Origin of the sequence: Ensifer sp. ENS08 (assembly GCF_014852195.1) — a bacterium.
Classification (GTDB): Bacteria; Pseudomonadota; Alphaproteobacteria; order Rhizobiales; family Rhizobiaceae; genus Ensifer; species Ensifer adhaerens.
Genome location: NZ_JACVBF010000001.1, coordinates 117,719 through 143,367, shown reverse-complemented (window position 1 = coordinate 143,367; position 25,649 = coordinate 117,719). Strand labels below are relative to the sequence as shown.

General features: G+C 63.1%; 30 protein-coding genes and 1 pseudogene. 16 read left to right on the top strand and 15 right to left on the bottom strand.

Annotated features, from left to right (window positions below; genetic code table 11):
- A complete protein-coding gene (gene betC / locus IB272_RS00765; protein WP_060584212.1) occupies positions 1 to 1,536 on the bottom strand; it encodes a choline-sulfatase in 1,536 nt (511 codons plus the stop codon).
- Complete coding sequence (gene betI, locus IB272_RS00760) at positions 1,533 to 2,135, bottom strand: transcriptional regulator BetI (protein ID WP_060584214.1); 603 nt, start codon at positions 2,133 to 2,135, stop codon at positions 1,533 to 1,535. The genes betC and betI overlap by 4 nt, the downstream gene beginning before the upstream one ends.
- A gap of 146 nt (positions 2,136 to 2,281) precedes the next feature.
- Between betI and IB272_RS00755 the strand changes: the two genes are divergently transcribed.
- The gene (locus tag IB272_RS00755) at positions 2,282 to 2,830 is read left to right on the top strand and encodes an HdeD family acid-resistance protein (RefSeq protein WP_034789210.1); all 549 of its coding nucleotides are present in this window, start codon (positions 2,282 to 2,284) and stop codon (positions 2,828 to 2,830) included.
- Between the two features lie 2 nt (positions 2,831 to 2,832).
- Here IB272_RS00755 and IB272_RS00750 read toward each other — a convergent pair whose 3' ends face one another.
- Positions 2,833 to 3,405 (bottom strand): TetR/AcrR family transcriptional regulator, encoded by a 573-nt coding sequence (locus tag IB272_RS00750; protein ID WP_060584216.1) that lies wholly within the window; start codon positions 3,403 to 3,405, stop codon positions 2,833 to 2,835.
- An 83-nt stretch (positions 3,406 to 3,488) separates the two neighbouring features.
- Between IB272_RS00750 and IB272_RS00745 the strand changes: the two genes are divergently transcribed.
- The 4 genes from IB272_RS00745 to IB272_RS00730 all read left to right on the top strand — a co-directional run bounded on the left by IB272_RS00745 (position 3,489) and on the right by IB272_RS00730 (position 7,468).
- Positions 3,489 to 3,890, top strand: a complete 402-nt coding sequence (locus tag IB272_RS00745) for a hypothetical protein (protein WP_113135466.1) — start codon at positions 3,489 to 3,491, stop codon at positions 3,888 to 3,890.
- 34 nt (positions 3,891 to 3,924) lie between these two features.
- On the top strand, positions 3,925 to 4,359 hold the full coding sequence (locus IB272_RS00740; RefSeq protein ID WP_060584220.1) for a DUF3995 domain-containing protein: 435 nt from the start codon (positions 3,925 to 3,927) through the stop codon (positions 4,357 to 4,359).
- Between the two features lie 218 nt (positions 4,360 to 4,577).
- Complete coding sequence (locus IB272_RS00735) at positions 4,578 to 6,374, top strand: GGDEF domain-containing protein (RefSeq protein ID WP_060584222.1); 1,797 nt, start codon at positions 4,578 to 4,580, stop codon at positions 6,372 to 6,374.
- Between the two features lie 95 nt (positions 6,375 to 6,469).
- On the top strand, positions 6,470 to 7,468 hold the full coding sequence (locus IB272_RS00730) for an NAD(P)H-quinone oxidoreductase (RefSeq protein ID WP_060516267.1): 999 nt from the start codon (positions 6,470 to 6,472) through the stop codon (positions 7,466 to 7,468).
- Between the two features lie 12 nt (positions 7,469 to 7,480).
- On the opposite strand, the gene IB272_RS00725 is transcribed toward IB272_RS00730, so the two are convergent.
- From IB272_RS00725 to IB272_RS00715, 3 genes are all read right to left on the bottom strand, one after another.
- Positions 7,481 to 7,777: a hypothetical protein gene (locus IB272_RS00725; RefSeq protein ID WP_060584224.1), complete on the bottom strand. Its 297-nt coding sequence runs from the start codon at positions 7,775 to 7,777 to the stop codon at positions 7,481 to 7,483.
- A 10-nt stretch (positions 7,778 to 7,787) separates the two neighbouring features.
- Positions 7,788 to 8,273 carry an NUDIX domain-containing protein gene (locus IB272_RS00720; RefSeq protein WP_060584226.1) on the bottom strand — a complete coding sequence of 162 codons (486 nt, stop codon included), beginning with the start codon at positions 8,271 to 8,273 and terminating at the stop codon, positions 7,788 to 7,790.
- An 89-nt stretch (positions 8,274 to 8,362) separates the two neighbouring features.
- On the bottom strand, positions 8,363 to 9,100 hold the full coding sequence (locus tag IB272_RS00715) for a DUF3750 domain-containing protein (RefSeq protein ID WP_060584227.1): 738 nt from the start codon (positions 9,098 to 9,100) through the stop codon (positions 8,363 to 8,365).
- A 71-nt stretch (positions 9,101 to 9,171) separates the two neighbouring features.
- Between IB272_RS00715 and IB272_RS00710 the strand changes: the two genes are divergently transcribed.
- Complete coding sequence (locus tag IB272_RS00710; RefSeq protein WP_060584229.1) at positions 9,172 to 10,179, top strand: asparaginase; 1,008 nt, start codon at positions 9,172 to 9,174, stop codon at positions 10,177 to 10,179.
- A 63-nt stretch (positions 10,180 to 10,242) separates the two neighbouring features.
- Here IB272_RS00710 and IB272_RS00705 read toward each other — a convergent pair whose 3' ends face one another.
- Positions 10,243 to 10,995, bottom strand: a complete 753-nt coding sequence (locus IB272_RS00705; protein ID WP_060584231.1) for a DeoR/GlpR family DNA-binding transcription regulator — start codon at positions 10,993 to 10,995, stop codon at positions 10,243 to 10,245.
- 92 nt (positions 10,996 to 11,087) lie between these two features.
- On the opposite strand from IB272_RS00705, the gene IB272_RS00700 reads away from it, so the two are divergent.
- Together IB272_RS00700 and IB272_RS00695 are read left to right on the top strand one after the other, a co-directional pair.
- The gene (locus IB272_RS00700; RefSeq protein ID WP_060516262.1) at positions 11,088 to 11,459 is read left to right on the top strand and encodes a hypothetical protein; all 372 of its coding nucleotides are present in this window, start codon (positions 11,088 to 11,090) and stop codon (positions 11,457 to 11,459) included.
- 260 nt (positions 11,460 to 11,719) lie between these two features.
- Positions 11,720 to 12,340, top strand: coding sequence for a glutathione S-transferase family protein (locus IB272_RS00695; protein WP_034789436.1), 621 nt, complete (start codon positions 11,720 to 11,722; stop codon positions 12,338 to 12,340).
- Positions 12,341 to 12,357: 17 nt separating this feature from the next.
- On the opposite strand, the gene IB272_RS00690 is transcribed toward IB272_RS00695, so the two are convergent.
- Positions 12,358 to 13,263: a bestrophin family protein gene (locus tag IB272_RS00690; RefSeq protein WP_060584232.1), complete on the bottom strand. Its 906-nt coding sequence runs from the start codon at positions 13,261 to 13,263 to the stop codon at positions 12,358 to 12,360.
- 171 nt (positions 13,264 to 13,434) lie between these two features.
- Between IB272_RS00690 and IB272_RS00685 the strand changes: the two genes are divergently transcribed.
- Complete coding sequence (locus IB272_RS00685) at positions 13,435 to 14,019, top strand: dihydrofolate reductase family protein (RefSeq protein WP_060584364.1); 585 nt, start codon at positions 13,435 to 13,437, stop codon at positions 14,017 to 14,019.
- Here the strand turns inward: IB272_RS00685 and IB272_RS00680 are convergent.
- Complete coding sequence (locus IB272_RS00680) at positions 13,995 to 14,375, bottom strand: MmcQ/YjbR family DNA-binding protein (protein ID WP_060584234.1); 381 nt, start codon at positions 14,373 to 14,375, stop codon at positions 13,995 to 13,997. The genes IB272_RS00685 and IB272_RS00680 overlap by 25 nt on opposite strands.
- Positions 14,376 to 14,415: 40 nt before the next feature.
- The gene (locus IB272_RS00675; protein ID WP_034789229.1) at positions 14,416 to 14,610 is read right to left on the bottom strand and encodes a hypothetical protein; all 195 of its coding nucleotides are present in this window, start codon (positions 14,608 to 14,610) and stop codon (positions 14,416 to 14,418) included.
- An 89-nt stretch (positions 14,611 to 14,699) separates the two neighbouring features.
- Here IB272_RS00675 and IB272_RS00670 point away from each other — a divergent pair, with 89 nt between their 5' ends.
- Positions 14,700 to 15,638 carry a LysR substrate-binding domain-containing protein gene (locus IB272_RS00670; protein WP_060584235.1) on the top strand — a complete coding sequence of 313 codons (939 nt, stop codon included), beginning with the start codon at positions 14,700 to 14,702 and terminating at the stop codon, positions 15,636 to 15,638.
- A 28-nt stretch (positions 15,639 to 15,666) separates the two neighbouring features.
- On the opposite strand, the gene IB272_RS00665 is transcribed toward IB272_RS00670, so the two are convergent.
- Positions 15,667 to 16,329: a glutathione S-transferase family protein gene (locus IB272_RS00665; protein ID WP_034789232.1), complete on the bottom strand. Its 663-nt coding sequence runs from the start codon at positions 16,327 to 16,329 to the stop codon at positions 15,667 to 15,669.
- A gap of 197 nt (positions 16,330 to 16,526) precedes the next feature.
- On the opposite strand from IB272_RS00665, the gene IB272_RS00660 reads away from it, so the two are divergent.
- From IB272_RS00660 to IB272_RS00645, 4 genes are all read left to right on the top strand, one after another.
- On the top strand, positions 16,527 to 16,895 hold the full coding sequence (locus tag IB272_RS00660; protein WP_162732970.1) for a hypothetical protein: 369 nt from the start codon (positions 16,527 to 16,529) through the stop codon (positions 16,893 to 16,895).
- A 124-nt stretch (positions 16,896 to 17,019) separates the two neighbouring features.
- The gene (locus tag IB272_RS00655; protein ID WP_060584239.1) at positions 17,020 to 18,390 is read left to right on the top strand and encodes a PepSY domain-containing protein; all 1,371 of its coding nucleotides are present in this window, start codon (positions 17,020 to 17,022) and stop codon (positions 18,388 to 18,390) included.
- Between the two features lie 174 nt (positions 18,391 to 18,564).
- Positions 18,565 to 20,898 carry an EAL domain-containing protein gene (locus IB272_RS00650; RefSeq protein WP_060584241.1) on the top strand — a complete coding sequence of 778 codons (2,334 nt, stop codon included), beginning with the start codon at positions 18,565 to 18,567 and terminating at the stop codon, positions 20,896 to 20,898.
- Positions 20,899 to 21,037: 139 nt separating this feature from the next.
- Positions 21,038 to 21,826 (top strand): L,D-transpeptidase family protein, encoded by a 789-nt coding sequence (locus IB272_RS00645; RefSeq protein WP_034789236.1) that lies wholly within the window; start codon positions 21,038 to 21,040, stop codon positions 21,824 to 21,826.
- A gap of 74 nt (positions 21,827 to 21,900) precedes the next feature.
- Here the strand turns inward: IB272_RS00645 and IB272_RS00640 are convergent, their stop codons facing one another.
- Complete coding sequence (locus IB272_RS00640) at positions 21,901 to 22,377, bottom strand: MarR family transcriptional regulator (protein ID WP_060584243.1); 477 nt, start codon at positions 22,375 to 22,377, stop codon at positions 21,901 to 21,903.
- Positions 22,378 to 22,493: 116 nt separating this feature from the next.
- Here IB272_RS00640 and IB272_RS00635 point away from each other — a divergent pair, with 116 nt between their 5' ends.
- Complete coding sequence (locus tag IB272_RS00635) at positions 22,494 to 22,916, top strand: organic hydroperoxide resistance protein (protein WP_043610962.1); 423 nt, start codon at positions 22,494 to 22,496, stop codon at positions 22,914 to 22,916.
- An 89-nt stretch (positions 22,917 to 23,005) separates the two neighbouring features.
- Here IB272_RS00635 and IB272_RS00630 read toward each other — a convergent pair whose 3' ends face one another.
- A complete protein-coding gene (locus tag IB272_RS00630) occupies positions 23,006 to 23,293 on the bottom strand; it encodes a DUF1236 domain-containing protein (RefSeq protein WP_060584245.1) in 288 nt (95 codons plus the stop codon).
- Positions 23,294 to 23,431: 138 nt separating this feature from the next.
- Here IB272_RS00630 and IB272_RS00625 point away from each other — a divergent pair, with 138 nt between their 5' ends.
- The gene (locus IB272_RS00625; protein WP_060516252.1) at positions 23,432 to 23,689 is read left to right on the top strand and encodes a hypothetical protein; all 258 of its coding nucleotides are present in this window, start codon (positions 23,432 to 23,434) and stop codon (positions 23,687 to 23,689) included.
- 58 nt (positions 23,690 to 23,747) lie between these two features.
- Here the strand turns inward: IB272_RS00625 and IB272_RS00620 are convergent.
- Together IB272_RS00620 and IB272_RS00615 are read right to left on the bottom strand one after the other, a co-directional pair.
- Positions 23,748 to 23,949: pseudogene (locus tag IB272_RS00620) on the bottom strand (PhnA domain-containing protein).
- A gap of 80 nt (positions 23,950 to 24,029) precedes the next feature.
- Positions 24,030 to 25,604: a helicase HerA-like C-terminal domain-containing protein gene (locus tag IB272_RS00615; protein ID WP_060584247.1), complete on the bottom strand. Its 1,575-nt coding sequence runs from the start codon at positions 25,602 to 25,604 to the stop codon at positions 24,030 to 24,032.
- Between the last annotated feature and the right edge of the window lie 45 nt (positions 25,605 to 25,649).

Genomic DNA, 25,649 nt, shown 5'->3' with positions numbered 1-25,649 from the left:
TCATTCTCCCCGCGGATAGCGTTTGGATTCCTCGAGATTGTCGAGGTTCATATGGTTGCGCATGTAGCGCTCGGATGCCTTCTGCAGCGGCTGGTGATCCCAGGGGTAATAGGCGCCGTTCCTGAGCGCCTCGTAGACCACCCAGCGCCTGGCCTGGCTTTCACGCACGGCGGCATCGAAACCTTCCATGTCCCAATGGGCGGCGCACATGTCCTGGAACGCCTGCAGGGTTGCCGCCTGTACCGGCGTTTCGGGCTTGGCAGCGAGGTTTGTCAGTTCCAGCGGATCCGCTTCGAGATCGTAGAGCTGCTCGGGATCGAGCGCACAGTGGATGTATTTCCATTTGCCTTCGCGGATGGCGACCAGCGGCGCGTAGGAGGCTTCCGCCGCATATTCCATCAGCACCGGCTCTGAGCGCTCCTCGCCGTTGATCATGGGCACCAGGCTGATGCCATCGGTCCAGGGCTTGACCTCGTCCATGGTAATGCCGGCGAGGTCGGCAAGCGTCGGCGTCACGTCGAGATTGGAGGTCGGCGCCAGATGCAGGCCGGCTGCGACGCCGGGGCCGGCGACCATCAGCGGCACGCGGGCAGAACCCTCAAAGAAGTTCATCTTGAACCACAGTCCGCGCTCGCCGAGCATGTCGCCATGATCCGAGCAGAAGAGGATCAGCGTGTCGTCGAGCATGCGGGTGCGCGTCAACGTATCCAGAAGTTCGCCGACTTTTTCGTCAAGATAGGAAATGTTGGCGAAATAGGCGCGGCGCGAGCGGCGGATGTTGTCTTCCGTCAGGTCAAAATTGACGTAGTCGCAGGAGTGCATGATGCGCTTGGAATGCGGATCCTGCCGGTCGTCCGGCAGCATGCCGACCTCGGGCAACAGATGCTCGCAATCCTCGTAGAGGTCCCAGAACTTCTTTCGCGCCACGTAAGGGTCGTGCGGGTGGGTGAACGAGACCGTCAGGCACCAGGGGCGGCGCTCCGCGTCGTCGTTTTCGCGCGACAGCTGGTAGAGCTTCTGGTTGGCAAGGAAGGCGACCTCGTCGTCATATTCCATCTGGTTGGTGATCTCGGCGACGCCGGCGCCGGTGACCGAGCCCAGATTGTGGTACCACCAGTCGATGCGCTCGGCGGGTTTGCGATAGTCCGGCGTCCAGCCGAAATCGGCCGGGTAGATGTCGGTCGTCAGCCGTTCCTCGAAGCCGTGCAGCTGGTCCGGGCCGACGAAATGCATCTTGCCCGACAGCGCCGTGTAGTAGCCGGCGCGGCGCAGGTGGTGTGCATAGGTCGGGATCGACGACTGGTACTCGGCGGCGTTGTCGTAGACGCGGGTGCGGCTCGGCAGTTGCCCGGCCATGAACGAGGCGCGGGCAGGGGCGCAGAGCGGCGACGAGGTGTAATTGTTGCGGAACCGGGCCGAGCGGGCGGCGAGTGCCTTCAGGTGCGGCGCATGCAGGAACGCGGCCGGTCCGTCGGGAAAGAACTTTCCGTTCAGCTGGTCGACCATGATGATCAGGATGTTCGGTCTTGCGGTCATGCGGCCGTTCCCTGGTATGTGAGCCGATCGATGTGCGAGGTGACATAGTCTTCGGTAAGCGCGATCGAAGCTTCGATGCTGATCGGCGCGGAGCGCAGACTCTGGCGGATATAGAGCCCGTCGATCATCGCAGCTGCGCCTTCGGCAATGCGTTCCGCGTCATCATCGGCACAAAGCGTCTTGAGGTTCGCCAGCAGATTGGATCGCAGGCGCCGGGCATAGACCACGAGCAGCCGCCGCACCTCTTCCGAGCGCTGCGCTTCCGAGTAAAAGGCAAGCCAGGCGGCGATCGTATCAGGGGCGAACTGGCTTGCCTGGAAGGAGACGCGGATGAGCGCGCTCAGCCTTTCGCGCGGGCCTGCCACGGTGCGGAGCGCCGTCACCGTGTCGTCGCGCAATTGCCTTAGAAGGCTGCGGATGGTCTCGATCAGCAATTGTTCCTTGCTGCCGAAATAGTGGTGGGCAAGGGCAGGGGAAACGCCGGCGTGGCGGGCGATCTCGGACATGGTGACGGCAAGCGTGCCCTGATCGCCGATCACGCGCAGCGCTGCGTCGACCAGCGCCTTGCGGCGCACCGGTTCCATCCCGACCTTCGGCATCCGTCTCTCCCTTGACGATGATCAGTCTATTTTTGATTGACTCATCAATCAATAAAAATCGACTGTGTTTTCACTTTCCTTTTGTGCAGAAATCCGGCTCAATCCCCGCGTTAGCGATCTCGCGTTGCAAAGGACTGGAGGTTGAGATGACCCACGCATTCGATCGAGCCGACAAGTCAGCGGTTGCCGGTAAATGGGGGTGGTTCGTCGCCCTCGGCGTGCTGTTGATCATGTGCGGCGGCCTTGCCTTCGGCAATCTGCTGATGGCGACGGTCGCGTCCGTCTATTATGTCGGGATCATCATGCTGGTCGGCGGGCTGTTCAATCTCGCCCACGCCTTTCAGGTAAAGGGCTGGGACAGCGTGCTCTACTGGGGCCTGAGCGGCGCCTGCTATACGATCGCCGGCCTTTTTGCCTTCATCAATCCCGTGCTCGCCTCGTCCTTCCTCACCTTTATCATGGCGATCGCCTTGATCGTCGCGGGTTGCTTCCGCATCTGGGTTGGCCTGAAGCTCAGGCCGCTGCAGGGCTGGGGCTGGGTTGCACTCGGCGGTCTGGTCACGCTTGTGGCCGGCCTGATCATCGCTGCCGGCTGGCCGGTCAACAGCCTCTGGATCCTCGGCCTGTTTCTCGCCGTCGACCTCGTCATGCAGGGCTTGTCGCTGATCGCCTTCGGCGTTCTGGCCAAGGGCTGAGTTTAGCGCGAGGTGCTGCCGAGCAGCGCCTCGAGCAGCCGGAGCAGATCGCCGCGAAGATCGGCAAGACCGTTTGCAGCGAGCGCCTCAAGTCCGATCAGCGCGCCGTAGAGCGCGCTGGCGCCGCTGTGGCTCTCACTTGACGAAAATCCGCAATGACCGAGCAGGTCGGCAATGTAGCCAAGGCGGCGTTCGTCGACGGACTTAAGGGTCATGGCGGCCATGGTGTCGAAGCGCGCCCATTCGCGGACCGCGCTGTCCGTCAGCAAGCCGCCATAGGGAAGGCTGCGTTCGTCGGTCGCGGCATGCACCAACAACCGCAATCGCTCCTGCGCCGTTACTTCCACGGCTTCGATTTCCGCGATGATCGCGTCTGTCGCTTCGCGCGCCCAATGGGCTAGCATCTTTGCCTTAAGATCCGGCACATCCTTGAAATGCCAATAGAAGGAGCCCTTGCTCACCTTCAGGTCGCGGGCGATCGCCTCGGCCCGGATCGCCTGCACGCCGCCGGTCGTCAGTGCGCGGAAGGCGGCCTTGATCCAATCATCGCTCGTGAGGGTACTTTTTGTCGTCATGGCCTTCCATACGTCACCGTATTGACTGATGCAACTAGGTCGCGTACATACGCTGCCGTATGGTGAAGATTGGAGGCGAAGGCATGAGCAAATGGCTTCTGGCAGCGGGCATCCTGTCCCTGGCGACAACGGGCATTCATCTCTTTGCCGGCGGGCCGGAGGTGCATGTGCCTTTGCTTGCAAGCAGCCCCTCGGCGCTGCTTAAAACCTATGTCTCGCTTCTCTGGCACGCGACGAGCGCCATCCTCCTGATCAACAGTATCGCCCTGCTGTTTGCCGCCGTGAACGGGCGTTACCGTGCGCCGCTGGCCGCTGCGGTGATCGTGCAATATCTCGCCTATGCGGTGCTCTTCATCGGCTACGGGCTTGCCTATCTCGGTTCTCTCTCGACCACGCCGCAATGGGCGGCCTTTCTCCTCATGGCCGCGCTTGCGGCGATCGGCGTGCGGTCGGGCAAAGGGTCTCCGTCAACCGTGACCGCTTGAGGCGGTCCGCCCACAGGCAAGCAAGGAACCCATCATGTTGGCGGCAATCGCGATCCTGCTTTTCCTCGTTCTTTCCGGTATCGCCGGGCTGCATGCCTACTGGGCGTTCGGCGGACTTTGGCCCTGTGACGACGAAGAAACGCTTGTCCGCACGGTGGTCGGCACGAAGCACCGGTCGGCGATGCCGCCGGTCTGGCTGACGCTGGTCGTCGTCGTACTCCTCTTTGCGGCGGCGCTCCTGCCATTGTCCGTGACGCCCGTCTTTGCAGGGCTTTTGCCGCCGATCTTCGGCCATGGCGGCCTTGCGGGGCTTGCCGCCATCTTCGTCGCCCGTGGCCTCCTGGCCTTCACCACCGCGTTCCACCAACGCCACGGCACGGAGCCCTTCGTGACGCTCGACCGTCGCATCTACGGTCCGCTCTGCCTGGTCATCGGTGCCGGATACCTGACATTGCTCGTTCTCGTCTGAACCATCCTGGCGCGACGGTCAGGATGGGGCAGACGCCGACCGATCGCAGGACTTGCTCATGAAACTACTGATTTCATTAGAGTGTTTGCATCTGATTGGCGCAGTTGCGGCTGTCACATAGCTTTCATCAAAGCTTCATAATGGGGAAAGACTTCGTTGACGCTTGCTGGCCATGCTGCCGGCGTTCGACCGTCCGTCCCATATTTCTGGAGCCCGGCATGTCCGCCGCCCCCGCCGAAATTCTCTCGTTGCGCCGGTTCGGCGACGACCAGATCGTAACGCTCGCCAAGCTGGTGATCGAAACCGCCTTCCAGCCGATCGCAGAAGCGGCGACCGGCACCGTCTTCGGCTACGAATCCCTGATGCGCGGCTTTCAGAAACTCGGCTTTGCCTCGCCGCTGGAGCTGCTCGACAAGGCGGAAGAAGAAGGGCAGCTGCTGGCGCTCGAACACATGATCAACAGTCGCGCCGTCGCCGGCTTTGCGACGCTGCCCGATCATTCCGCACGCACGCTGTTCCTCAACTTCGACTCACGCCTCGTTGGCGGTGAAGGCGACATCGTCGAACGCCTCGTCAACCACTTGAAGCGCGCCAATATCGCCCCGTCGTCACTCTGTTTCGAGCTTTCCGAGCGCTTCGATGGCGGCAAGATGCCGGATTTCTCGGCCCTCGTGCGTGATCTCCGGCTTGCCGGTTTCAAGCTGGCGATTGACGATTTCGGCGCCGGCTTCAACGGGCTGAAGCTGCTCTGCGACCAGCCGGTCGACTATGTGAAGATCGACAGACACTTCGTCTCGGGCATCGAGGCCGATGCCCGCAAGCGCCATCTCGTCCGCCACACGGTCAACACCGCCCATGTGCTCGGCACGCGGGTGATCGCCGAAGGTGTGGAGACGGAGGCGGAGTTTCTGACCTGTCGCGACCTCGGCTGCGATCTGGTGCAGGGTTATTACGTCGCCCGGCCGACGACGCATCTGAGCGAACTTCTGCCTGCCTATCCGCATCTCGACCAGAGCGTCGCCAGCCGGCGGTCCTCGTCTTCGCTGGACGGCATCCTGATCCGCAAGCAGATCGAGCAACTGCCGACCGTTCGCGAAAGTGACGAACTCGATTCCGTCTTCGATCTCTTCCGGCGCAATCCGCGCCAGGGATTCTTCCCGGTCCTGAACGCCAATGGCGAGCCGCGCGGCATCCTGCACGAGTATCACGTCAAGGAGCTGATCTATCACCCTTTCGGCCGCGATCTCCTGAAGAACCGGATCTACCAGCGGCGGATTTCGCACTTCGCCAGCCCGGCGCCGATCGCCGATCTCGACACGCCGGCGGATGAAATGTTGAAGATCTTCGCCGGAATGGACGGCAGCGATTGCCTGATCCTGACGGAGAACATGCGCTACGCCGGCACTCTCTCGGCCTCGTCGCTTTTGAAGATTATCAACGAAAAACAATTGAAGATGGCGCAGGAGCAGAATCCGCTGACGGGTCTGCCCGGCAACCGCGCCATCCGCGACTATGTCCAGGACGCGATCCTCGACGGCGATCATGCGCGTTACTTCTGCTATTGCGATTTCGACGACTTCAAGCCCTTCAACGATACCTACGGTTTCCAGAAGGGCGATCTCGCGATCACGCTCTTTGCCGCCCTGCTGCGCCGCCATTTCATCGGCGAGGAGAAATTCCTCGGCCATGTCGGCGGCGACGACTTCTTCGTCGGTGTCAGCGGCTGTTCGGTCGAGGAGCTGGAAGCGGTGCTGAACCGCCTGCTCGACGATTTTCGCTCCGACGTAGGCCAGCTCTATTCGCCGGAGCATCAGGCGGAGGGCCGCATCAGCGGCTACGGCCGTGACGGCTCGGCGAAGGATTTTCCGCTGATGCGCTGCTCGATTGCCGTCCTGGGGCTGCCCGAAGGCTTTGTTTTCTCCGACGCCCAGGCCGTCAGCGCCCGCATCGCCGAGATCAAGTCGCGCGCCAAGGCGAGCGATACCGGTCTTGTCATGGATGCACTCGGCGGCTGAGCTGCGCTTTCGACGACCGCTCGTTCGACAATCAGCCTTTTCGCCTCGCGTTTCCGGCGCTACCTATGCGCCTTGAGAATTCGCGAGGTAGTGCCATGTCTCTTCCATTGGAAATGCAATTCGTCGACCTTCCAGCCCCGGGCGGGCCTGAAAACATGGTGCTCGCGAAGGGGCCGTTGCCAGAGCTCAAGCCGGGCGACATCCTCGTTCGGGTGGAGGCGGCGGGCATCAACCGTCCTGATGTTTTGCAGCGCAAGGGCGACTATCCGCCGCCGCCGGGCGCAAGCCCGATCCTCGGCCTGGAAGTGGCGGGCGAAGTCGTGGCGCTCGGCGAGGGGGCTCAAGGGTTCCGGATCGGCGACAAGGTCTGCGCGCTCGCCAATGGCGGCGGCTATGCGGAATATACGGCGGTGCCCGCGACCCAGGCGCTCGCCTGGCCTAGGGGTTATGACGCCGTGAAGGCGGCCGCCCTGCCGGAAACCTTCTTCACCGTCTGGGCCAATGTCTTCGATATGGCCGGGCTGAAAGCGGGCGAAACTATCCTCATCCATGGCGGCTCCAGCGGCATCGGCACGACGGCGATCCAGCTCGCCAAGGCCTTCGGCGCCGAGGTCTTCGTCACCGCCGGCAGCACCGAGAAATGCCGCGCCTGCGAAGCGCTCGGCGCCAAGCGGGCGATCAACTATCGCGATGAGGACTTCAAGACGGTCGTTCTCGAAGAGACCGGCGGGCGTGGCGTCGATGTCATTCTCGACATGGTCGGTGGCCGCTATTTCGACCGCAACATCGGTTCGCTCGCCAAGGACGGCCGTCTGTCGATCATCGCCTTCCTCGGCGGCGCCAAGGTTGAAGGGGCGAACATCGCGCCGATCCTGACCAAGCGGCTGCATGTCATGGGCTCGGCCTTACGTCCGCGCACGGCGGCGGAAAAGCAGGCGATCCGCGACGGTCTGGTTGAGAAGGTCTGGCCGCTGCTGGAAACGGGCAAGGTCGCGCCGGTCATCCATTCCGTCCTGCCCTTCAGCGCGGTCGCCGACGGCCATCGCCAGATGGAGCAGGGCGACCATGTCGGCAAGATCATCATGTCCCTGTGATCGGAACGATCGTCAGGCCTGTGATCGGCGGCGAAGAGGAAAACGATCTTCGACCATCGTCGCCCTTGTAATCGCTGATCGATCGCTTACTTTCAAATCATCAGCAACGAACAGAAAGGAAGGTGGTCCAATGTCTAATGAGATTTCGGTCTTGGTGAAGGGCATGGAAGAGGTGAAGGTGTCGAGGCAGCCCTCGGCATAATCCCCGCCTTCCTTCGGGTCTGAAAGCCCGGGCCAGTCATACGGCCAAAACTCATGGAAGGGTCGCCTCGCGCGGCCCTTTTCCATTTTTAGCACTTGGCTCAGCATCAAGCCTCGCCTAACCGGCCGATCCGACCGGCGCCGTTTCCTGGATCAGCAGCCAAGGGTTCGGTTCGTTGTCGACGAACTCGTCCCGGATATGCTTCAGCACTTTCCTTTGCCCGGCAAAGGGCACCATGCGGAGCGCTTCGTCAAAGCTCACCCAGCGAAACGCGCTGTGTTCGGCATTGAGCCGGACCGTGGCGCCCATGGCTGCAAAGCCGACGAAGACGGGCAGCAGGCTGATGGCATTGCAGTCGGCCTCGTAAAACTGCTCGCAGATGTCGGCGGAATAGAAACGGTCGGGCCGCAGGCCCGTTTCCTCCTCGACTTCGCGCAGGCCCGCCTGCCAGGCCGTTTCATTCGCTTCGATCGCGCCGGCGACTTGGCACCAGGTCCCCGCAAGTGTCCCGGTGCGCTTGAGAAGGAGAACCTCGAAGGTGCTCCCAGCCGGGCGGAGAACGACAACCGAAACAGCAAAGCTCCTGATCGGTATTTCATGCATGCGGGCGCGTCCTCCTGATTCGACCAGCGCACCATGCAATGCAAACCACCGGCGCTCAACCTAAGCGATGGCCCGTCAAGCCTGGACCATCATATGCCGATGCGTCCGACCGCCGGAACCTTGATGCCGGGATTGGCGAAGTCGAAACCGGCGACAAGGCCGAAGAAATGCAGCTCGAGGCCGCTGCGAACACCCGCCGAGATACCGGCCAGGCCATAGAGCGTCGCGTGCAGGTCGCGCCCGTCGGCATCGATCTGGAACAGCTTTCCCTCCGGCAGATAGTCGCGGCCGACTGCGTCCGGCGGCAGCACGGCGCCGAGTTCCGGTACGGTTCGCAGCACGTGGGCGACGAAGGTGTTGGAGTTCGGGCCGGGCCAGATCCGGTAGCCGCCAGGCGAAGCGTAAGGGTAGCTGGCGATCGCCGCCTCGATCTTCGGGATCAGCCGCGTGGCGTCAGCACCGGTCACCGAGACGACCAGCCGCGGCTCATTCGAGTACCAGCGTGCATCCGCCGGATAGCCGTTCCTGCGGATCGGTTTGCCCCAGCCGACCTTGTCGTAGCGATCGTAGGTGGCAGCGCCCTCATTCTTGGTCACGATCCAGGCGTGGCTCGCGACAGCACCCTTCATGCCGCCCGTGGTCGCCGAGAACACGTAGATCGCCGCGTCCGCGCTTTCCGTTGCCTTCGGCAGGATCCCGGCCGAGGACCAATCGGCGTCGCGCCAGCTTTGCGGCCGGTCCTGCATGTACCACCAGCCGGCCGAGGCCAACGCCGGCAGCAGGTAGATGACGAGAAAAGCAGCGGCCAGCCTGCGGGCGAATTTCATGAAAACTCCGTTTCTTGCCGGTAAAATCCTGCTAAATGCACGGAGCAATTTCGGATATTTGAGGGCAAGGCATGTCAAATCCCGTTCTCGTCGAAGTTACCCGCGGAAACCTCGTCGAAAGCCGCCACCGCGGCGTGGTCATTGCCGTCGACGGCGACGGCCGGACCGTCTTCTCGCTGGGCGAAACCGACAGCGCCGTCTTCCCGCGCTCGGCCTGCAAGGCGATGCAGGCGCTGCCGCTGATGGAAAGCGGCGCGGCCGACGCCTACGGCTTCGGCAACCGGGAACTGGCGCTTGCCTGTTCGTCCCATTCCGGTGAGCCGGAACATGTGGAACTGGCCGCCAAGATGCTGGCCGCCGCCGGCCGCGATGTCTCGGCGCTCGAATGCGGCGCCCATTGGTCGTCCGACCAGAAGACCCTGATCGGCCAGGCCCGCAGCCTGGAAGCGCCGACGGCGCTGCACAACAATTGCTCCGGCAAACATTCCGGCTTCATCTGTGCCTGCTGCCATTCGGGCACGGAGGTGAAGGGGTATGTCGGCTACGACCATCCGCTGCAGCGCGAAATCCGCGGCGCTATGGAAAACTTGACGGGCGCGATCCTTGCCAAGGACAATTGCGGCGTCGACGGCTGCTCGATCCCCACCTATGCGGTGCCGCTGAAGGGGCTCGCACACGGTTTCGCGAAGATGGCGACCGGCGTCGGCCTTGAAGCCGAGCGCGCCCGCGTCTCGCGGCGGCTGATCGAGGCCTGCATGGCCGAGCCCTTTTTCGTTGCTGGCACCAAGCGCGCCTGCACGCGGCTGATGAAGACGGCGCCCGGCCGCATCTTTGCCAAGACCGGGGCGGAAGGTGTGTTCTGCGCCGCCATTCCGGAAAAAGGCATCGCGATCGCTTTGAAGTGCGAAGATGGTACGACCCGGGCTGCCGAAGCCATGGTCGCGGCAACGCTTGCCCGCTTCTTCAGGGACGAGCCCGAGCTGCACGCGGCGCTGATGGCGCAGGCCAACCATTCCATGCACAACTGGAACGGCATCCATGTCGGAGACGTCAGAGTGACCGACGCTTTCGCCGCCTGAACTGTGGCGGGCCATCTCGGCCCGCTCACTTTCCCGACGTTCCGCTGTCGGCGCGGCGCGCCATCAAGCGCCGATGATCGCAATGTCCGTGCCGTCATAAGGGGCGAGCATGTCGTCGCTGATCTCGTTGGGAACGATGAAGCCCGAGAGCTCAGGGATCGCGGCCACGTGGTGCGGCGAGACCGCATCGAATTTTTCCACCGTTGCGAGCACGTAGGTTTCCGCGGCCTGGCCGAGGATCGCCCGCTTGACGGCCGCCTCCTCGAAGTCGCCGGTTGAAACACCGTGGGCCGAGTGAATGGCGGTGACGCCGAGGAAGAACAGGTCGGCTCGGATGCCGGCAATCGCTGCAAGCGCTGCTGCTCCCGTCGCGACCATCGAATGCTTGTAGAGCCGCCCGCCGATCAGGATAACCTCCGCTTCGTGGCGCTCGAGTTCGGCGGCGATCGTCGGGCTGTGGGTGACGACGGTCAGCCGCATGTCGCGCGACATCGCACGGGCAATCTCTGCATTGCTGGTGCCGCCATCGAGAAAGATTGTCTGACCGGCTTCGATCATCGCAGCCGCCTTTTGTCCGAGCCGGCGTTTGACGTCGCCGGCGATCTCCTGACGCGCCGCAAAGTTGGGCAGCGGCGGCACCAGAGGCAGCGCGCCGCCGTGCACGCGCTTCAGCAGTCCCTCCGCCGCCATTTCGCGCAGATCGCGCCGGATCGTGTCCTCGGACAGGTCCAACTCGTCAGCCATGCGCTTGGCGACGACCTCGCCATCTCGCGCCAGCCGCGCCGAAATCAAAGCCCGCCTCTGTATCGTCAGCATGAAATGTCTCCTTGACTCTTCACGATATTGCACGAAATATCACGATTATTCCAGAATAATCTGGATCGTTCATAGCATCTCGGGAGAGAAAAATGCTGATCTTGATCGCAGGCCCCTATCGTTCGGGAACCGGGGACGACCCGGCGAAAATGGCCGCCAACCTGAAGCGGCTGGAAGAGCCGTCCTATGCGCTGTTCAAGGCAGGCCACGTGCCGATGATCGGCGAGTGGGTGGCGCTGCCGGTGTGGCATGCGGCTGGCGGTGCGCGGATCGGTGACGATCTCTATGAGGAGATTTTTCATCCTGTGGCGGGCCGGTTGCTGGCGCTTTGCGAGGCGGTTCTGCGCCTGCCGGGCGACAGCAAGGGGGCCGATAACGACGTGCGCATTGCCCGCGAGCGCGGCATTCCCGTCTATTATCGCCTGGAGGACGTACCCGGCTGCAGCGAGCCGCTGGTCGCGTGAACGTGCAGGCCCGGCAGTTGTAGCCTGCCGGGCACCCCTAAACGACGGCGGACGGCAGCGATCTGTGGCGCCTTGCCACTTCTGCTTGTCAATCGGGGTGACTTCCTTTCTTCTGCAGCCGGTCTTTGCTTTGGAGCGACACGGCAGGAAGCGTGCGGTTCTCCGCGCGCATGCCGCTTCTATCCATGGAATTGACAGAGCCGGTTCGGTCCATCGACATCACGTCAACCGGTCCGCATGATCGCAGAGGAGAGCTCAAAGTGTTGAAACTGTTCTACGCCCCCGCAACCTGTTCATTGGCTTCGCATATCGCGCTGGAAGAAGCGGGCGCCGAATACGAGGCGCGCCGTGTCGATTTTTCGACAGCCGAGCAGACCAAGCCCGACTATCTCGCGGTGAACCCGAAGGCGCGGGTCCCAGCGCTCGTGACCGACAGGGGCGTCATCACCGAAACGCCGGCAATCCTGACCTACATCGCGCAGGCCTTTCCAGCTGCGAAGCTCGCTCCGGCGAACGACGCCTTCGCCTTCGCGCAGTTGCAGTCGTTTCTGAATTACCTCTGCTCGACGGTGCATATTGCCCACGCCCATGGCCGCCGTGGCGCACGCTGGGCCGACGATCCGGCCGCGCATGAGGCGATGAAGGCCAAGGTCGCCTCCAACATGACCGCCTGCTACGAACTGATCGAAAGCAAGATGTTCGAAGGGCCGTTCGTTTTTGGCGACAGCTATTCGATCGCCGATCCCTATCTCTTCACCGTCGCCGGCTGGATCGAGCCGGACGGTGTGGATCCCGCGCGCTTCCCAAAAATCGTCGATCACCGCAACCGCATGACGGCACGTCCGGCCGTCGCTCGGGTGCTGGCGATGCTGAAGGTCTGACGCCTCGGCAGTTGCGGCTACATCAGGATGTAGTTCTTCGGCTGCGGTAGAGGCGGAAGGTTGGTCTCGCCCAGCGCCTCGCGCAGGTTGATTTCGATGGTCTCGGCAAGCGCAACGATCGGCAAGTCGTTCGGCAACACGCCGAACGGCTCCTCCAGCTCGTCGCCGAGCGCGTCGAGGCCGAAGAAGGTGTATGCGACAAGCGCGGTGACGAAGGGCGTCGCCCAGCCGAGCGCATCGGCAAAGCCGAAGGGCAGCAGAAAGCAGAAGAGATAGGCGGTGCGGTGCAGGAGCAGCGTATAGCCGAACGGCACGGGGGTGTTGCGGATCCGCTCGCAGGCCGCAAGCATGGCCGACATCTTGCCGAGCGTGCCATCCAGCTGCGCCCACTGAAAGTCGCTGATCGTGCCGGTTCCGTGCAGTCCGGCGAGAATGCCGCCCATTTCGCGCAGCAGAAAGTCCGGTCCGTTGCGGCTTGCCTTGTAGCCGGCAACGAGATCTGTCGGCAGCCGCGCTAGCGGTCTGCCGACATCGCTTCCCGGCCGCAGATGGCAGACCAGCGCGTGGCCAAAGGCGATCGTGATGTCGAGCAGGCGCTGCCGCTCGGTTCCGGCAAGGATCAGCGTCTGGCGGGCGAGGTCGCGTGCGGTGAAGATCAACTGTCCCCAGTCTTTCCGCGCCTCCCACCAGCGGTCGTAGCAGGCATTGTTGCGGAAGCCGAGAAACACGGAGAGCGCGATGCCGAGCAACGCGAAGGGGCCGCTGCTGACGCTCGGCACCAGGCCGGGATCGACGTGGTGCGCCCAGACGACGAAGGCGGAGAGCGCAAAGACGAACAGCACTTGCGGAAAGATCCGCTGGATGACCGAACCCCGGAGGATGAAGAAGAGTTTCAAAAGGGTGGGGCGGTTGCGAACGATCATGGAAATACCTGTCCGGCTGTTCGCTTAACCGGTATAGGCGCCGGCTTGGAAATGGAAGAGCCGTCCGTTGGGCGACGTCCCCCGCGTAGCCAGGATTATTTTGCCTGGGATGTCGGGCTTCCTGTCTGCCGCGCGTCCTTGGCGTGTAACGCCAACAGGGAGACAATGACGATGCGCAAGGTGGTTGCAGGCATGCAGATGTCCATCAACGGTCTGATCGACGGGCCGGATGGCTATACGGACTGGGTCGATTCCTGGTCGGATACGTTCGACCTCCTGCCCGAGATCGACGCCTGCGTCCTCGGGAACGGCATGTATTCGGGCTACGAGCAGTATTGGAGCGCGATCAAGCGCGACCCGCATGCGCCGCTGGAGTTCACCGGCCAGTTGCCGACGCCCGAAGAAATCGAATATGCGGACTTTGCGCTTGGCACGCCGCATTATGTCCTCTCGAAAACCCGTTCCGACGTCGAATGGGAAAACGCCAGGATCGTGCGCGACGTCTCCGAAATCGAGACGCTCAGGCAGGCGCCGGGCCGCACCATCTATGTCGTCGGCGGCGCGCGCACGGTGTCGAGCCTGATGGACCACGGCCTGATCGACGAACTGCGTCTCACCATCCACCCGCTCGTGGTCGGCAAGGGCAAGGCGCTGTTCGACACCGTGGCGGAGCGCCATCATGTGCAGCTCGATAACGTGAAGCGGCTGGATGGTGGCAAGGTCTGTCTGGTCTACAAGGTCGGCGGCGGAGCCTGACCTGGCTCGAGGAAGCTCGCGGCGAGCCGCCTTGGCGCCTTCTCGCGCCAGGCGGCAACCAGTCGCCCGGTTAGGCTTTGGTCGTCGATTTCCGAAAGCCGCACCAGCATAGCGGGCCAGCCCTTGTAGTGATCCGTTTGAAAGTAGAGCCCCGGGTCGAGCTCCAGCAGCATTTCCTTTTCTTCGAGCGCGCACATGACGACCAGCGTCTCGCCATCCTTCATGCGCACAAAACTCTTGTCTTTCACCAGCAGCGCCGGCGTACCGTAGGACGTGCCGATCGTCACTTCGGGCAGGCCTGCGGCCTCCGCCAGCCTGATGACACGGATGAAGTTGCGCTCGAGATCGTCGCTCATCCGGCCAGCATATCATAGTGCAGCTTCAAAGCCGCAGGTCCTAGAGGCGGCTGCCGGTGCACTCCGCCGTGCGTGGCCACGGCCAGCCCGGGAAGGGCAGGTCACCGAGTTCGCGCCCATCCATCCGTTCGAGATCCGGATGCTGCAGCGGATCGCGCGCCCAGGCGAGCGGCGCATCGTCCTTTCGGTCGTCGGATGTTTTGAGCGGCGTCAGTTTCGAGAGAAGCCTAAACATGGCGGACCATCCTTTCGATGCTTGGATGATCCGCCTGTCCTGTCATCTTTTCAATTGAGAATGGCAGAGATCGTGTTTAGAAAAACTATATGAGAGATCTGAACACGGTACATTTGAACGGGCTGCGCGCCGTCGAGGCTGCCGGCAGGCTGGGATCGCTGGCCGCCGCGGCGGACGAATTGGGCGTGACCCCTGGCGCCGTCAGCCAGCAGATTGCCAAGGCGGAGGCCCAGCTCGGCCGCGTGTTGTTCGAGCGCACCCCGCGCGGCCTCGTGCCCACCGATTTCGGCCAGCGCTTCCTCGCGCGCATCAGCAACGCCTTTCACGAGCTGGCAGAGGCCGTGGCTTCAGCGCGCCGCCGCGACGAGTCGGTGCTGACCATCTCGGTCGCGCCGGTCTTTGCCGCCCGCTGGCTGGTCTATCGGCTCAACCGTTTTGCCGAACGCCATCCCGACATTCGCCTGCGCATCGACGCGACCACAAAGCTCGTCAATCTCGACACGTCGGATGTGGATGTCGGCATTCGCGTTGGTACGGGCGAGTGGCCGGGCGTGAAATCCGAGCCGCTGTTGCAGCAGGAGGTTTTTCCGGTCTGTTCGCCGGCCATGGCCGAAGGGCTTCGGAAGCCTGCAGATATTCTAAAACTGCCCGCTGTTATCGACGGCCATTCGATGTTCAGCTGGGAGGTGTGGCTCCGCGAAGTCGGGCTCTCGGGCGCGGAAGTGAACGTGCGCCACACATTCAACGAGGCGTCGCTGGTGCTCGATGCCGCGATCTCCGGGCAGGGGGTGATGCTCGCCTGGCAGACACTCGCCGGCTTTGCGATCGCGCAGGGCAGCCTTGTGGTACCGTTCGGCATCCGGGTGCCGACGGGCTTCGGCCACTACTTCGTCAGCGCGCCGTCACGGCGCGAAAGCAACGCCGCCAAGGCGTTCAAGCGCTGGGTTCGTGATGAGGTGGAGGAGGGCATGCGCCTGCTCGACATCAAGGCGCCGCGCGTTCGCTTCGACGCGGCGACCATGGGCTGATCGCAGGGAGGCCCCCCTTATTGACCGCTCAGTCCGCCAGTTCTTTCAGGCGTTCTTCCATCATCGCCTTGAAGGCCGGGCGGGCATGGCAACGGGCAAGCCAGGCCGAAACCCGCGGATGCTTGTCGAACAGCTGCGTCTGGCTCATGGCGTAGCGGAAGACCTCCGCAAGATTGAGGTCGGCGACGGTGAAGCGATCGCCGACGAGATAGTCGCGTCCGTCGAGGTGGCTTTCCATGCGGGCAAAGACCTTGTCGAGCGACGTCACGCATCTGGCGATCATCGCCTTGCCTTCATCCGTGTTCTCGGCGCCGTAGTCGTAGGTCAGGATGATCTCTACGGTGTGCGGCTCGACCTCGGTCGCCGCCCACATCGTCCAGTTGCCGATCAAGCCTTCCTCGGCGATATCGGCAGGCGCCAGTGGGCCGCCATACTTGCGCGCGAGATAGAGATTGTTGGCAAGCGATTCCGTCAGCACCACGCCATCATCCTCGATCGCCGGGATCAGCCCCATCGGATTGACGGCGAGGAAGGCGAGCGACTTGGTGTTGATCGGCGCATCAGCAGCCAACGGATCGGCGACGCGGCGTGCCTGGATGACCGGTACCGATTGGAAATGGATGCCGAGTTCCCGCGCCATCCAGTAATTGCGCGATGCGCGCGAGCGATAAACCCCATAGATCGTCAGCATGCCGTGTTCCTCCCGTGCTGCGTTGTCGCCTGTCTTAGGCAAGCATCGGGAGTGACGGAAGCGGGCGGCGCTGATAGCACACATGAAATCTTTTGATGGTCCGTGCGGCGCTTTGCCGACTTGCGTTTGCGGTCGCAGATCTTTAGCTGTCGCCCGTCGATTTGGGGATGCATTTGGCAGGGCTTTTAGGGGATCGGTTGACGAACTTGGCGGCGCGCATGCTTTGCGCGCTGGTTCTCGTCGTTTCGGCCTTGATCCAGCAACCGGCCGCCGCCATGCCGCGGTCGCCGGATGCTATCGCCTACGCCCTCCCGGATGGCAGCCTTGCCGATCTTTGCCTCTCTGGCCACGACGATCCCGATGGAAAAGGTGGCACGAAGGGCCACGGCTGCCAGTCCTGCTGCCTGGTTGCGCCCGCCGACCTGCCGGCGCCTTACCCGATCGTCTTGCCGTCGCAAGCCCGCGCGCGCCCGCTTTCCGTTCCAGCCGGCGATTTCGGTTTCGTTCGCTCGGTGCTCTTAACCGGAGCAGGGCCAAGGGCGCCACCAACGGTTTTCTCCGCCTGATACGCGCTTGAACGACAGCTGATTGGCCTTGGGGCGTCCATCTTCGACGCGCATTGCCGTGATCGGCGGTCGTCCCGATCACCAAGAGGCGAAGCCGTGCAAACGGTCCTTCCCGGAGAAAACCATGACAACCGCATCCTTCACCAATGCCGTGGACAGCCCCGCGGCCACAGAGCGCGGCATCTCGCTCTACCGTGCCATCTGGCGCTGGCACTTCTTTGCCGGCCTGCTCGTCATCCCCTTCATGATCAGCCTGGCGCTGACCGGGGGGCTTTATCTGTTCAACGACGAGATCGACGATACCGTCTTTGCCTACCGCAACGTCGTGGCAGTGGGCGCCGAACGGATGTCGCCCTCGGCGATCGTCGCGACGGCGGTGGAGTCCGTGCCCGGCAGCGCTGCCGTCTCCTATCGCACGCCGGCCGGCGTGGATCGCTCCGCACGCGTCACTGTCGGCATCGGCAAGGCGCGCATGCTGGTCTTCGTCGATCCCTACACCGGCGCGATCCTCGACCGGGTCGCGCCATCGGAGGAGTTCAACCGGGTGGTCGAGGACCTGCACAGCCTCGACTATTTCGGCAAGTCGGTCGAAACAATCATCGAGATCGTTGCGGGCTTTGCCATCCTGTTGGTCTTCACCGGCATCTATCTCTGGTGGCCGCGCCAGCAGACCGGCGGTGTGTTGACCGTGCGCGGCACGCCGGCACGCCGGGTGTTCTGGCGCGATCTCCATGCGGTGACCGGTATCGGCGCCGGCCTGCTGATCGTCTTTCTCGCCTTCTCCGGGCTTCTGTGGTCCGGCTATTGGGGTGCAACGGTCAACGGCAAGCTGACGGCGATGGGGCTCGGCTATCCGGCAGCGCTTTGGGATGAGGTCCCGACCTCCAGCAAGGTGTCGACCGACGTGTTGCCCAGGGCCAATTGGCTGATGGAAAACGCGCCGGTTCCGGCGTCCAGCGGTGGCGCGGGCGAGCCGGTCGGGATCGATCGCGCCGTCGCGATCGCGGATGCTGAGGGCATGCTGCCCGGCTACGAGCTCGCGATCCCGCTCGACGAGACTGCCGTCTATACGGCCGCCATCTTTCCCGCCGACCTTGCGCGGGAGCGCACGATCCATATCGATCAATATTCCGGGAAGCCTCTCGTCGACATTTCCTTTGGCGATTACCCGGCGTTCGGAAAGGCCATCGAATGGAGCATCAACGTGCACAAGGGGCAGGAATGGGGGCGCGTCAACCAGCTCCTGATGCTGGCCGCCTGCATTTCCATCGTGCTCGTTTCCCTTTCCGCCGTCATCATGTGGTGGAAGCGGCGCCCGGCGGGACGCATCGGCGTGCCCCCGATGCCGCCGCGGCGCAGCGTCTATGTGGGCTTGTGGGTCATGGCCATTGTCTTCGGGCTGGCGTTTCCGTTGACGGGCATCGCGATCGTCGTCATGGTGATCGTCGATCAATTGCTGATGCGCGTTGCACCGGTGCGCCGGCGGTTGTCCTGAGCGGACATTAAGGGGTGGCGTCGTCCACCCCTTCTATCGCCTCTTGCAACTTGACCGTTGCAACCTCTACACGATTTTTCTACAGTTATTTAGGAAGAGCTAACTCTTGCTCGTCTAACGTGAAGTGGGGAAAGATCGACCAGCGACGCGGCGAAGAGCGTCGGGAGGCCTTGCTTGGCGAAGAACACGTCCCGCAATCCGCGATATGCCGCTCTCAATGCCGGCGGCAACGCGGAAACGCGCCGCCTGATCGACGCCAGCAATCGGCTGGCCGAGGAGGTCGCGCGCATCTTTCCGAGCGAACCCGATATCGCCGATCGCCACTACTGGTTGGAGACGATCATCAACCACGTGCCGGACTACATCTACGCCAAGGATGTGGAGGGGCGGTTCCTGATCGCCAATCAGGTGACGGTTGCCGACAACGGGCTCGAAGCCATGAAGGATATCGTCGGCAAGACCGATTTCGATCTCCATCCGCCGCAGATGGCCAAGGCGATTGCCGACATCGAGCGTCGCGTCATCGAAACCGGCGAGCCGATCTTCGGCATCGAGGAACGGGCCATCGTCAGCAAGGGCCGCGATCGCTGGCTGATGACCTCCAAGGTGCCGCTGCGCAACAAGAGCGGCAAGATCGTCGGCATCGTTGGCGTTTCGCGTGACATATCCGATCGCAAGGCGGCCGAGCGGCTGCTCGAAGGGCAGGCGCGCCTGCTTGAGATGATCGCCAACGGCCGGCCGCTCGATGCCTTCTTCCGCGACATGATCCTGTTGATCGAAGCCTTGATGCCGGGCATCAAGGGCTCGGTGCTGCTGCTGTCGCCCGATGGCCGGTATCTCTTCCACGGCGCAGCGCCAAGCCTCGACGAGGCCTATTGCGCGACCATCCACGGCGTCGAAATTGGCCCGCGCATGGGCTCCTGCGGCACGGCCGCCTGGCGCGGCGAACAGGTGATCGTCTCGGATATTCAGGTCGATCCGCTCTGGGACGATTATCGCGAGCTGGTGCTTCCCTACGGCTTCCGCTCCTGTTGGTCGACCCCGATCCATTCGCGCGAGCGCAAGGTGCTCGGCACCTTCGCGCTCTATTCAGATGTCGTCGGCGTGCCCGACGACGGACAAAAGGAACTGATCGCCATGGCGGCGCATCTCGCCGGCATCGCGATCGAGCGCAAGCAGGCGGAAGATCGCATCAGCTTCATGGCGCACCACGACGCGCTGACCGGTCTGCCCAACCGCGCACAGTTCGAGGAACAGGTCGCCGAGGCGCTGGAAGCCCTGCGCGGCAGCGGCCAGTGGGCGGTGCTCGCCTTCCTCGATCTCGACAATTTCAAGCTGGTCAACGATACGCTCGGCCACGCCGCCGGCGACGAACTCTTGAAGGTCACGGCCTCGCGCATGCGCGCTTCGGTGCGCAAGTCCGACATGGTCGTGCGGGTCGGCGGCGATGAATTCATCCTGCTTTTGAACGGGCTTCCCTGCGAGCGCGATATCGTGCTGGCTCGGCTCGAGGATATCCGGCGAGCGATCGCCGCGCCGATGCAGATCGAGGGCCGCAGCCTGCAGGTCACCTGCAGCATGGGGGTCGCCTGTTTTCCCAATCAGGGCAAGACGGTCGGCGAACTGCTCGCCAATGCCGACATGGCGATGTACCGGGCCAAGGAGCTCGGCCGCAACAACCTGCAGGTCTTCACCGAAGAGATGGCCGCCAAGGCGCATGAGAAGCTCAAGCAGCAGGAGGAGCTGCGCCAGGCGCTCGCGCGGCAAGAGTTCTTCCTGCAGTTCCAGCCGCAGATGAATCTGGCGACTGGCCGCGTTTTCGCGGCCGAAGCGTTGCTGCGCTGGCGCCACCCCGAACGCGGCACGGTCTCGCCGGCGGCGTTCATTCCGCTCGCCGAGGAAACCGGGCTGATCGTGCCGATCGGCGACTGGGTGCTGCGCGCGGCCTGCCGCCAGGCCAGGGCCTGGCAGGATGCCGGCCTGCCGCCGCTGATCATCAGCGTCAACGTTTCGGCGCGCCAGTTCCGTGAGCGCAACTGGGCCGCCCATGTCGCGGCGATTCTCACAGAGACCGGGCTTGACCCGTTCTGCCTCGAACTGGAACTGACCGAGAGCCTGATCATGCAGGATGTCCCTGGCGCGATCGCCACCATGCACGAGCTGCAGGCGATCGGGGTGCACCTGGCGATCGATGATTTCGGCACCGGCTATTCGAGCTTGAGCGCGCTCAAGCGCTTCCCGGTGCGCCGACTGAAGATCGACCGGTCCTTCGTCGCCGACATTCCGACGGATCTGGACGACAACGCGATCACCGCCGCGATCATTTCGCTTGCGCGGAACCTCGGCCTTCGTGTCATTGCCGAGGGTGTGGAAAACCAGGCCCAGGTGGAATTCCTGCGCCAGAGCGGTTGCGACGAAATTCAGGGCTACTTCTTCAGCCGGCCGCTCTCGGCTCCGGATTTCGAGGCGCTGATGCTGCAGCCGCGGTTCAGTATCCACAGCGTTTGAGCCCTGCCACCCTCGCGACGCAAGCTTCGTTCCAGCCGTAAATGCAAGCATCGCCCCAATCCGTGGGGGCTGTGCGTAGCATTTCGTTAAGCAAATTCATGCAGCACTCCTCATGCCGCACTCAAGCCCCCAGAGTTCGATGTCCTCTTCAGTCCTTTTCTCCCGTCGCCAGTTTCTTCGCTCGTCCGGCGTGGCGCTCGCCTCCGCCGGTCTTGCGAGCTGCACTTCGTCGATGAACACGGATGTCTTTCGCTATGAGACGGCGCCGGTGTTCCGCAATCCAGCGGTCGAGGGACGGTTTACCGATCCGCGCGCCGAAGGCATCTATGAAAGGCAGGATGGCCCAGGGCCAGTTCCAACCGGTCTTCCGCCGCAGGGCCTCTATGTCTCGGACATCTATGCCTCTGTGAGCGACAGTGGCTATCAGGTGCCGGAAATTCCCTATCGCCAGATCGACGCGCGCTTCTACCGCCAGGAGGTCAGCGATCCCTTCGGCGAGCAGCCGGGCACGATCGTCGTCGATACCGGCGACCGCTACCTCTATCTCATCCAGCCGGGTGGCCGGGCGCTGCGTTACGGCGTCGGCCTCGGTCGCGAGGGTTTTGCCTGGTCGGGTCGCGGCGTCATCCAGTGGAAACAGAAGTGGCCGCGCTGGACCCCGCCGGACAGCATGGTCGCCCGCCAGCCACAGCTAAAGCCCTATTCGGCCCAGAACGGCGGTATGGCCCCGGGCCTCAACAATCCGCTTGGTTCGCGCGCGCTCTACATCTTCCAGAACGGCCAGGACACGCTTTACCGCGTTCACGGCACGCCGGAATGGAAGTCGATCGGCAAGGCGGTCTCGTCGGGCTGCGTGCGCATGCTCAACCAGGACGTCATGGATCTCTACGATCGCGTCCGCGGCAAGGCGCCGATCCTCGTTATCTGATGACGGGCAGGGGCGGATATCCGCCCCTCACGTTTCTGCACAGCCCCCACCGCGTCTAGCGGAAGGCAGGTCGGTCAATCCTCGCCGGGGCCGGCATTGAGCTGCCGCGTCAGCTGATGCAGCGTCTCGCGAATGTCTTCTGCTTGCTTCAGGCTGCATCCCGAGGCCTTGCTGATGCCGATCAGGATGCCGAAAGCCTCGTTTTTCAGGTCCTGGCCCTTGTCCGTCAGCCGCACGATCACCTGACGTTCGTCGCTCGGGTCGCGCTGGCGACCGACATAACCGGCTGCCTCCAGGCGCTTGAGAAGCGGCGACAACGTGCCTGAGTCCAGACCGATCTCCTCGCCGATCCGCTTGACCGTCATCTCGTCCTGTTGCCAGAGCGCCAGGAGCACGAGATATTGGGGATAGGTGAGGCCGAAACGATCGAGCAGCGGCTTGTAGGCGCGGTTGAATGCATGCGCCGCAGAGTAGACCGCAAAACACAGCTGCTTGCCGAGCGCGAGTGCTTCCTCGGGAATGGTGTCGCTATGTGCCGCCTTGTTCGTCATGCGCCATTGTCGCAAAAAGACGCTCGAAATGCAATTTGCAAAATTAATTTGCGTACAATTGAATTTTGCGCTATCTAAATCGCATTCACTCAGGAAACGCAAAGGAGACCCCGCCAATGCCCATTCTTTACCGCACCACTGCATCCGCAACCGGTGGCCGCGCCGGCCAGGCCAAAAGCGCCGACGGCGTGCTCGACGTCACGCTCACCGTTCCGAAGGAACTTGGCGGCGACGGCGCCCGCGGCACCAATCCCGAGCAGCTCTTTGCAGCCGGCTACTCGGCCTGCTTCCTCGGCGCGCTGAAATTCGTGGCCGGCAAGGAGAAGGTAAAGCTTCCGGAAGACACCACGGTGACTGGAACCGTCGGCATCGGTCCGCGCGAGGATGGCACCGGCTTCGGCATCGACGCTGCGCTCGAAATCTCTTCGCCGGGCGTCGACAAGGCCGTGCTCGAAGATCTCGTCCAGAAGGCGCATATAGTTTGCCCCTACAGCCATGCAACCAAGGGCAACATCGACGTCAAGCTGACCGTCGCCTAAGTTTCTCAGATTGAGTTCTCTCAGATCCCCTGTTGAAAGAAGCCCGGCGGTCTCCGTCGGGCTTCTTTTTTCAGGCATGTTGTGCCGGTCTACTGCAGAACCTCGATGACCCGCCTGCTCTGCGGATCAACCAGCACCCTTTGCTGGTTGACGACGACATAGCCGTAGGTCGGTTGCTGCGGGATCGGGTAGACCTCGACCGTGTCGGGCAGGGGTTCGCCCACGACGACAGTGCCGTCATAGGTCACGGATGGGCTGGTTTGCTGAAGGACGTAGGTTTTGACCTCGCCGGGAACGATGACCGTCGTGGTCTGAGCCAGGGCGACGCCGGAAAAGGCAAGGCTTGCCACAAAACCGGCTAGGATGATTTTCTTCATGACAGTACCTCCTGTCCCTAGCCAACGGTCCGGCGACCGATTGGTTCCCCTGCCGCGGCGCGGGAACCTATGCTTCGACTGGGAGCTGCTGGAACCTATGCTCGGGCTGAGGAGTTGATGAGCAGGAGGTAAAATAGGATGATCGCCAGGCCGAAAACCAGAACCTGCGCGCTTGCGCAGCGAGAGCTCGAATGCGCGACCGCATTGCGCGAGGAGTTCCAACTACTGACGGATCTCGCCGAGCGGGTAGGGTGGCATTGGGACGAGATCGCCTTGGCTCTGCTGGAGTTGACGGACGAATACGCCGCCACCCAGCGGGCCGCCGTTGCGGTGAGCGGGCGCCGCTTGAGCGCTTCACCCTCCCCAACACACGGCATTGACAAGACACGGCATTGATCGGCACGGCGGGCCGTCGGGTCATTTCGCCGTGCCATTCCGGCATCCCGCGCGGGCCTTAAGCCTTCTTCAGAAATTCGGTGCGCATCACCCGACCCTTGGTCTTTTCGACGCGGCACTCGACTTCATCGCGGGCGGATGCGCTTGACCATCGTCCCGCGCTTCAGCGTCGTCGAGGTTCCCTTGACATTCAGGTCTTTGATCAGGGTGACGTTTTCGCCGTCCTTGGGGATGGCGCCGATTGAATCCTTCACATCCATGCGGATGCTCCAGAAATGACGACGCGCCCTGATTTGGTCAGGGCGCGTGGGAACGGATGGGCCGCGTCGGCCGGTCCTGGTTAGCGTCGGCTAAGGCTGCCGAGGATGCCGCGCACCAGGGCGCGGCCGACCTGGGTCGCGACTGTGCGGGCGACCGATTTCATCGCCGCTTCGACGACCGTCTCGCGCTGGTAGCCGGAGCTGCGCGGGCGCGCCTGCTTGCCGGCCGGTGCCGCCTGATCGTCGTCGCCAAAGCCCGGCAGCGTCCAGCGGCTGCCGCCGGTGCTCGCCTCGCTCGTCTGCTGCTCGGCCTGAGACTGTGCCTCGGCCCGTGCGTCGGCTGCCTTTTTGGCGCGCGCCGCCAGGATTTCGTAGGCGGATTCACGGTCGAAATCCTCATCGTAAAGCTCACGGACCGGGCTCACGTCCATGACCTTCTTCCGTTCGGCCTCCGTCAGGGGGCCGACGCGCGACTGCGGCGGTCGCACCAGCGTACGCTCGACCATCGAGGGCGCGCCCTTGCCTTCGAGCGTGGAGACCAGAGCCTCGCCGGTGCCGAGATTGGTGATCACCGTGGCGCAGTCGAAATCCGGGTTCGGGCGGAAGGTGTCGGCGGCGGTCTTCACCGCCTTCTGGTCGCGCGGCGTATAGGCGCGCAGCGCGTGCTGAACGCGGTTGCCGAGCTGACCGAGAACCGTGTCGGGCACGTCGAGCGGGTTTTGGGTGACGAAATAGACGCCGACGCCCTTGGAACGGATCAGGCGCACCACCTGTTCGACGCGTTCGATCAACGCCTTCGGCGCGTCGTTGAAGAGCAGATGCGCCTCGTCGAAGAAGAAGACCAGCTTCGGCTTGTCCGGGTCGCCCACTTCCGGCAGCTCCTCGAACAGTTCCGACAGCAGCCAGAGCAGGAAGGTGGCGTAGAGCCGCGGGTTCATCATCAGCTTGTCGGCCGCCAGCACCGAGATCGCGCCGCGGCCGTCATTGGTGGTGCGCATGATGTCGGAAATCTTCAGCGCCGGCTCGCCGAAGAAATGTTCGGCGCCCTGCTGTTCGAGGATCAGCAGCTCGCGCTGAAGCGAGCCGACCGAGGACTTGGAAATGAAACCGAACTGATTGGAGAGCGTGCTGGCATTGTCGCCCATGTAGTTGAGCAGCGCCTGCAGATCCTTGAGGTCGAGGAGCGGCAGTCCGCCCTCATCGGCGATCTTGAAGGCGATGTTGAGCACGCCTTCCTGCGCGTCGGTCGCGTTCATAAGCCGCGACAGGAGCAGCGGGCCCATCTCCGACATGGTGGTGCGAACGCGATGGCCCTTCTCGCCGTAGATATCCCAGAAGATGACCGGGAATTCCTGAAACTCGTAAGGATTGGTCGGCAGGCCGATCTGTTCGGCACGCTTCAGGATGAAATCCTTGGCCTCGCCGATCGCGCCGATGCCGGAGAGGTCGCCCTTGACGTCGGCGCAGAAGACCGGGACGCCAGCGTTGGAAAAGCCTTCGGCAAGCACCTGCAGGGTGATCGTCTTGCCGGTGCCGGTGGCGCCGGTGACCAGGCCGTGTCGATTGCCGAACTTGAGCTCCAGATACTCGCCCTTGTTGATCGAATCATCAGGCTTGCGGCTGGTGCCGATAAAGAGCTTGCCTTCTTCCAACATGTGGGCTTCATCTCCGTTTCATCAATGAAAGCGGGCGGTTCGCAG

What these genes read in the sequence shown, in the direction of transcription:
- IB272_RS00665 (WP_034789232.1), bottom strand. Translation starts at nt 16,329, where the DNA reads ATGCTGACGATCTATGGGGTTTATCGCTCGCGCGCATCGCGCAATTAC.
- IB272_RS00750 (WP_060584216.1), bottom strand. Translation starts at nt 3,405, where the DNA reads ATGACGACAAAAAGTACCCTCACGAGCGATGATTGGATCAAGGCCGCC.
- IB272_RS00715 (WP_060584227.1), bottom strand. Translation starts at nt 9,100, where the DNA reads ATGAAATTCGCCCGCAGGCTGGCCGCTGCTTTTCTCGTCATCTACCTG.
- IB272_RS00705 (WP_060584231.1), bottom strand. Translation starts at nt 10,995, where the DNA reads ATGCTGACGATACAGAGGCGGGCTTTGATTTCGGCGCGGCTGGCGCGA.
- IB272_RS00640 (WP_060584243.1), bottom strand. Translation starts at nt 22,377, where the DNA reads ATGACGAACAAGGCGGCACATAGCGACACCATTCCCGAGGAAGCACTC.
- IB272_RS00645 (WP_034789236.1), top strand. Translation starts at nt 21,038, where the DNA reads ATGTCCTCTTCAGTCCTTTTCTCCCGTCGCCAGTTTCTTCGCTCGTCC.
- IB272_RS00655 (WP_060584239.1), top strand. Translation starts at nt 17,020, where the DNA reads ATGACAACCGCATCCTTCACCAATGCCGTGGACAGCCCCGCGGCCACA.
- IB272_RS00615 (WP_060584247.1), bottom strand. Translation starts at nt 25,604, where the DNA reads ATGTTGGAAGAAGGCAAGCTCTTTATCGGCACCAGCCGCAAGCCTGAT.
- IB272_RS00625 (WP_060516252.1), top strand. Translation starts at nt 23,432, where the DNA reads ATGATCGCCAGGCCGAAAACCAGAACCTGCGCGCTTGCGCAGCGAGAG.
- IB272_RS00720 (WP_060584226.1), bottom strand. Translation starts at nt 8,273, where the DNA reads ATGCATGAAATACCGATCAGGAGCTTTGCTGTTTCGGTTGTCGTTCTC.
- IB272_RS00670 (WP_060584235.1), top strand. Translation starts at nt 14,700, where the DNA reads ATGAGAGATCTGAACACGGTACATTTGAACGGGCTGCGCGCCGTCGAG.
- IB272_RS00635 (WP_043610962.1), top strand. Translation starts at nt 22,494, where the DNA reads ATGCCCATTCTTTACCGCACCACTGCATCCGCAACCGGTGGCCGCGCC.
- IB272_RS00700 (WP_060516262.1), top strand. Translation starts at nt 11,088, where the DNA reads ATGCTGATCTTGATCGCAGGCCCCTATCGTTCGGGAACCGGGGACGAC.
- betC (WP_060584212.1), bottom strand. Translation starts at nt 1,536, where the DNA reads ATGACCGCAAGACCGAACATCCTGATCATCATGGTCGACCAGCTGAAC.
- IB272_RS00735 (WP_060584222.1), top strand. Translation starts at nt 4,578, where the DNA reads ATGTCCGCCGCCCCCGCCGAAATTCTCTCGTTGCGCCGGTTCGGCGAC.
- IB272_RS00745 (WP_113135466.1), top strand. Translation starts at nt 3,489, where the DNA reads ATGAGCAAATGGCTTCTGGCAGCGGGCATCCTGTCCCTGGCGACAACG.
- IB272_RS00755 (WP_034789210.1), top strand. Translation starts at nt 2,282, where the DNA reads ATGACCCACGCATTCGATCGAGCCGACAAGTCAGCGGTTGCCGGTAAA.
- IB272_RS00710 (WP_060584229.1), top strand. Translation starts at nt 9,172, where the DNA reads ATGTCAAATCCCGTTCTCGTCGAAGTTACCCGCGGAAACCTCGTCGAA.
- IB272_RS00740 (WP_060584220.1), top strand. Translation starts at nt 3,925, where the DNA reads ATGTTGGCGGCAATCGCGATCCTGCTTTTCCTCGTTCTTTCCGGTATC.
- IB272_RS00630 (WP_060584245.1), bottom strand. Translation starts at nt 23,293, where the DNA reads ATGAAGAAAATCATCCTAGCCGGTTTTGTGGCAAGCCTTGCCTTTTCC.
- IB272_RS00675 (WP_034789229.1), bottom strand. Translation starts at nt 14,610, where the DNA reads ATGTTTAGGCTTCTCTCGAAACTGACGCCGCTCAAAACATCCGACGAC.
- IB272_RS00680 (WP_060584234.1), bottom strand. Translation starts at nt 14,375, where the DNA reads ATGAGCGACGATCTCGAGCGCAACTTCATCCGTGTCATCAGGCTGGCG.
- IB272_RS00685 (WP_060584364.1), top strand. Translation starts at nt 13,435, where the DNA reads ATGCGCAAGGTGGTTGCAGGCATGCAGATGTCCATCAACGGTCTGATC.
- betI (WP_060584214.1), bottom strand. Translation starts at nt 2,135, where the DNA reads ATGCCGAAGGTCGGGATGGAACCGGTGCGCCGCAAGGCGCTGGTCGAC.
- IB272_RS00690 (WP_060584232.1), bottom strand. Translation starts at nt 13,263, where the DNA reads ATGATCGTTCGCAACCGCCCCACCCTTTTGAAACTCTTCTTCATCCTC.
- IB272_RS00725 (WP_060584224.1), bottom strand. Translation starts at nt 7,777, where the DNA reads ATGCTGAGCCAAGTGCTAAAAATGGAAAAGGGCCGCGCGAGGCGACCC.
- IB272_RS00730 (WP_060516267.1), top strand. Translation starts at nt 6,470, where the DNA reads ATGTCTCTTCCATTGGAAATGCAATTCGTCGACCTTCCAGCCCCGGGC.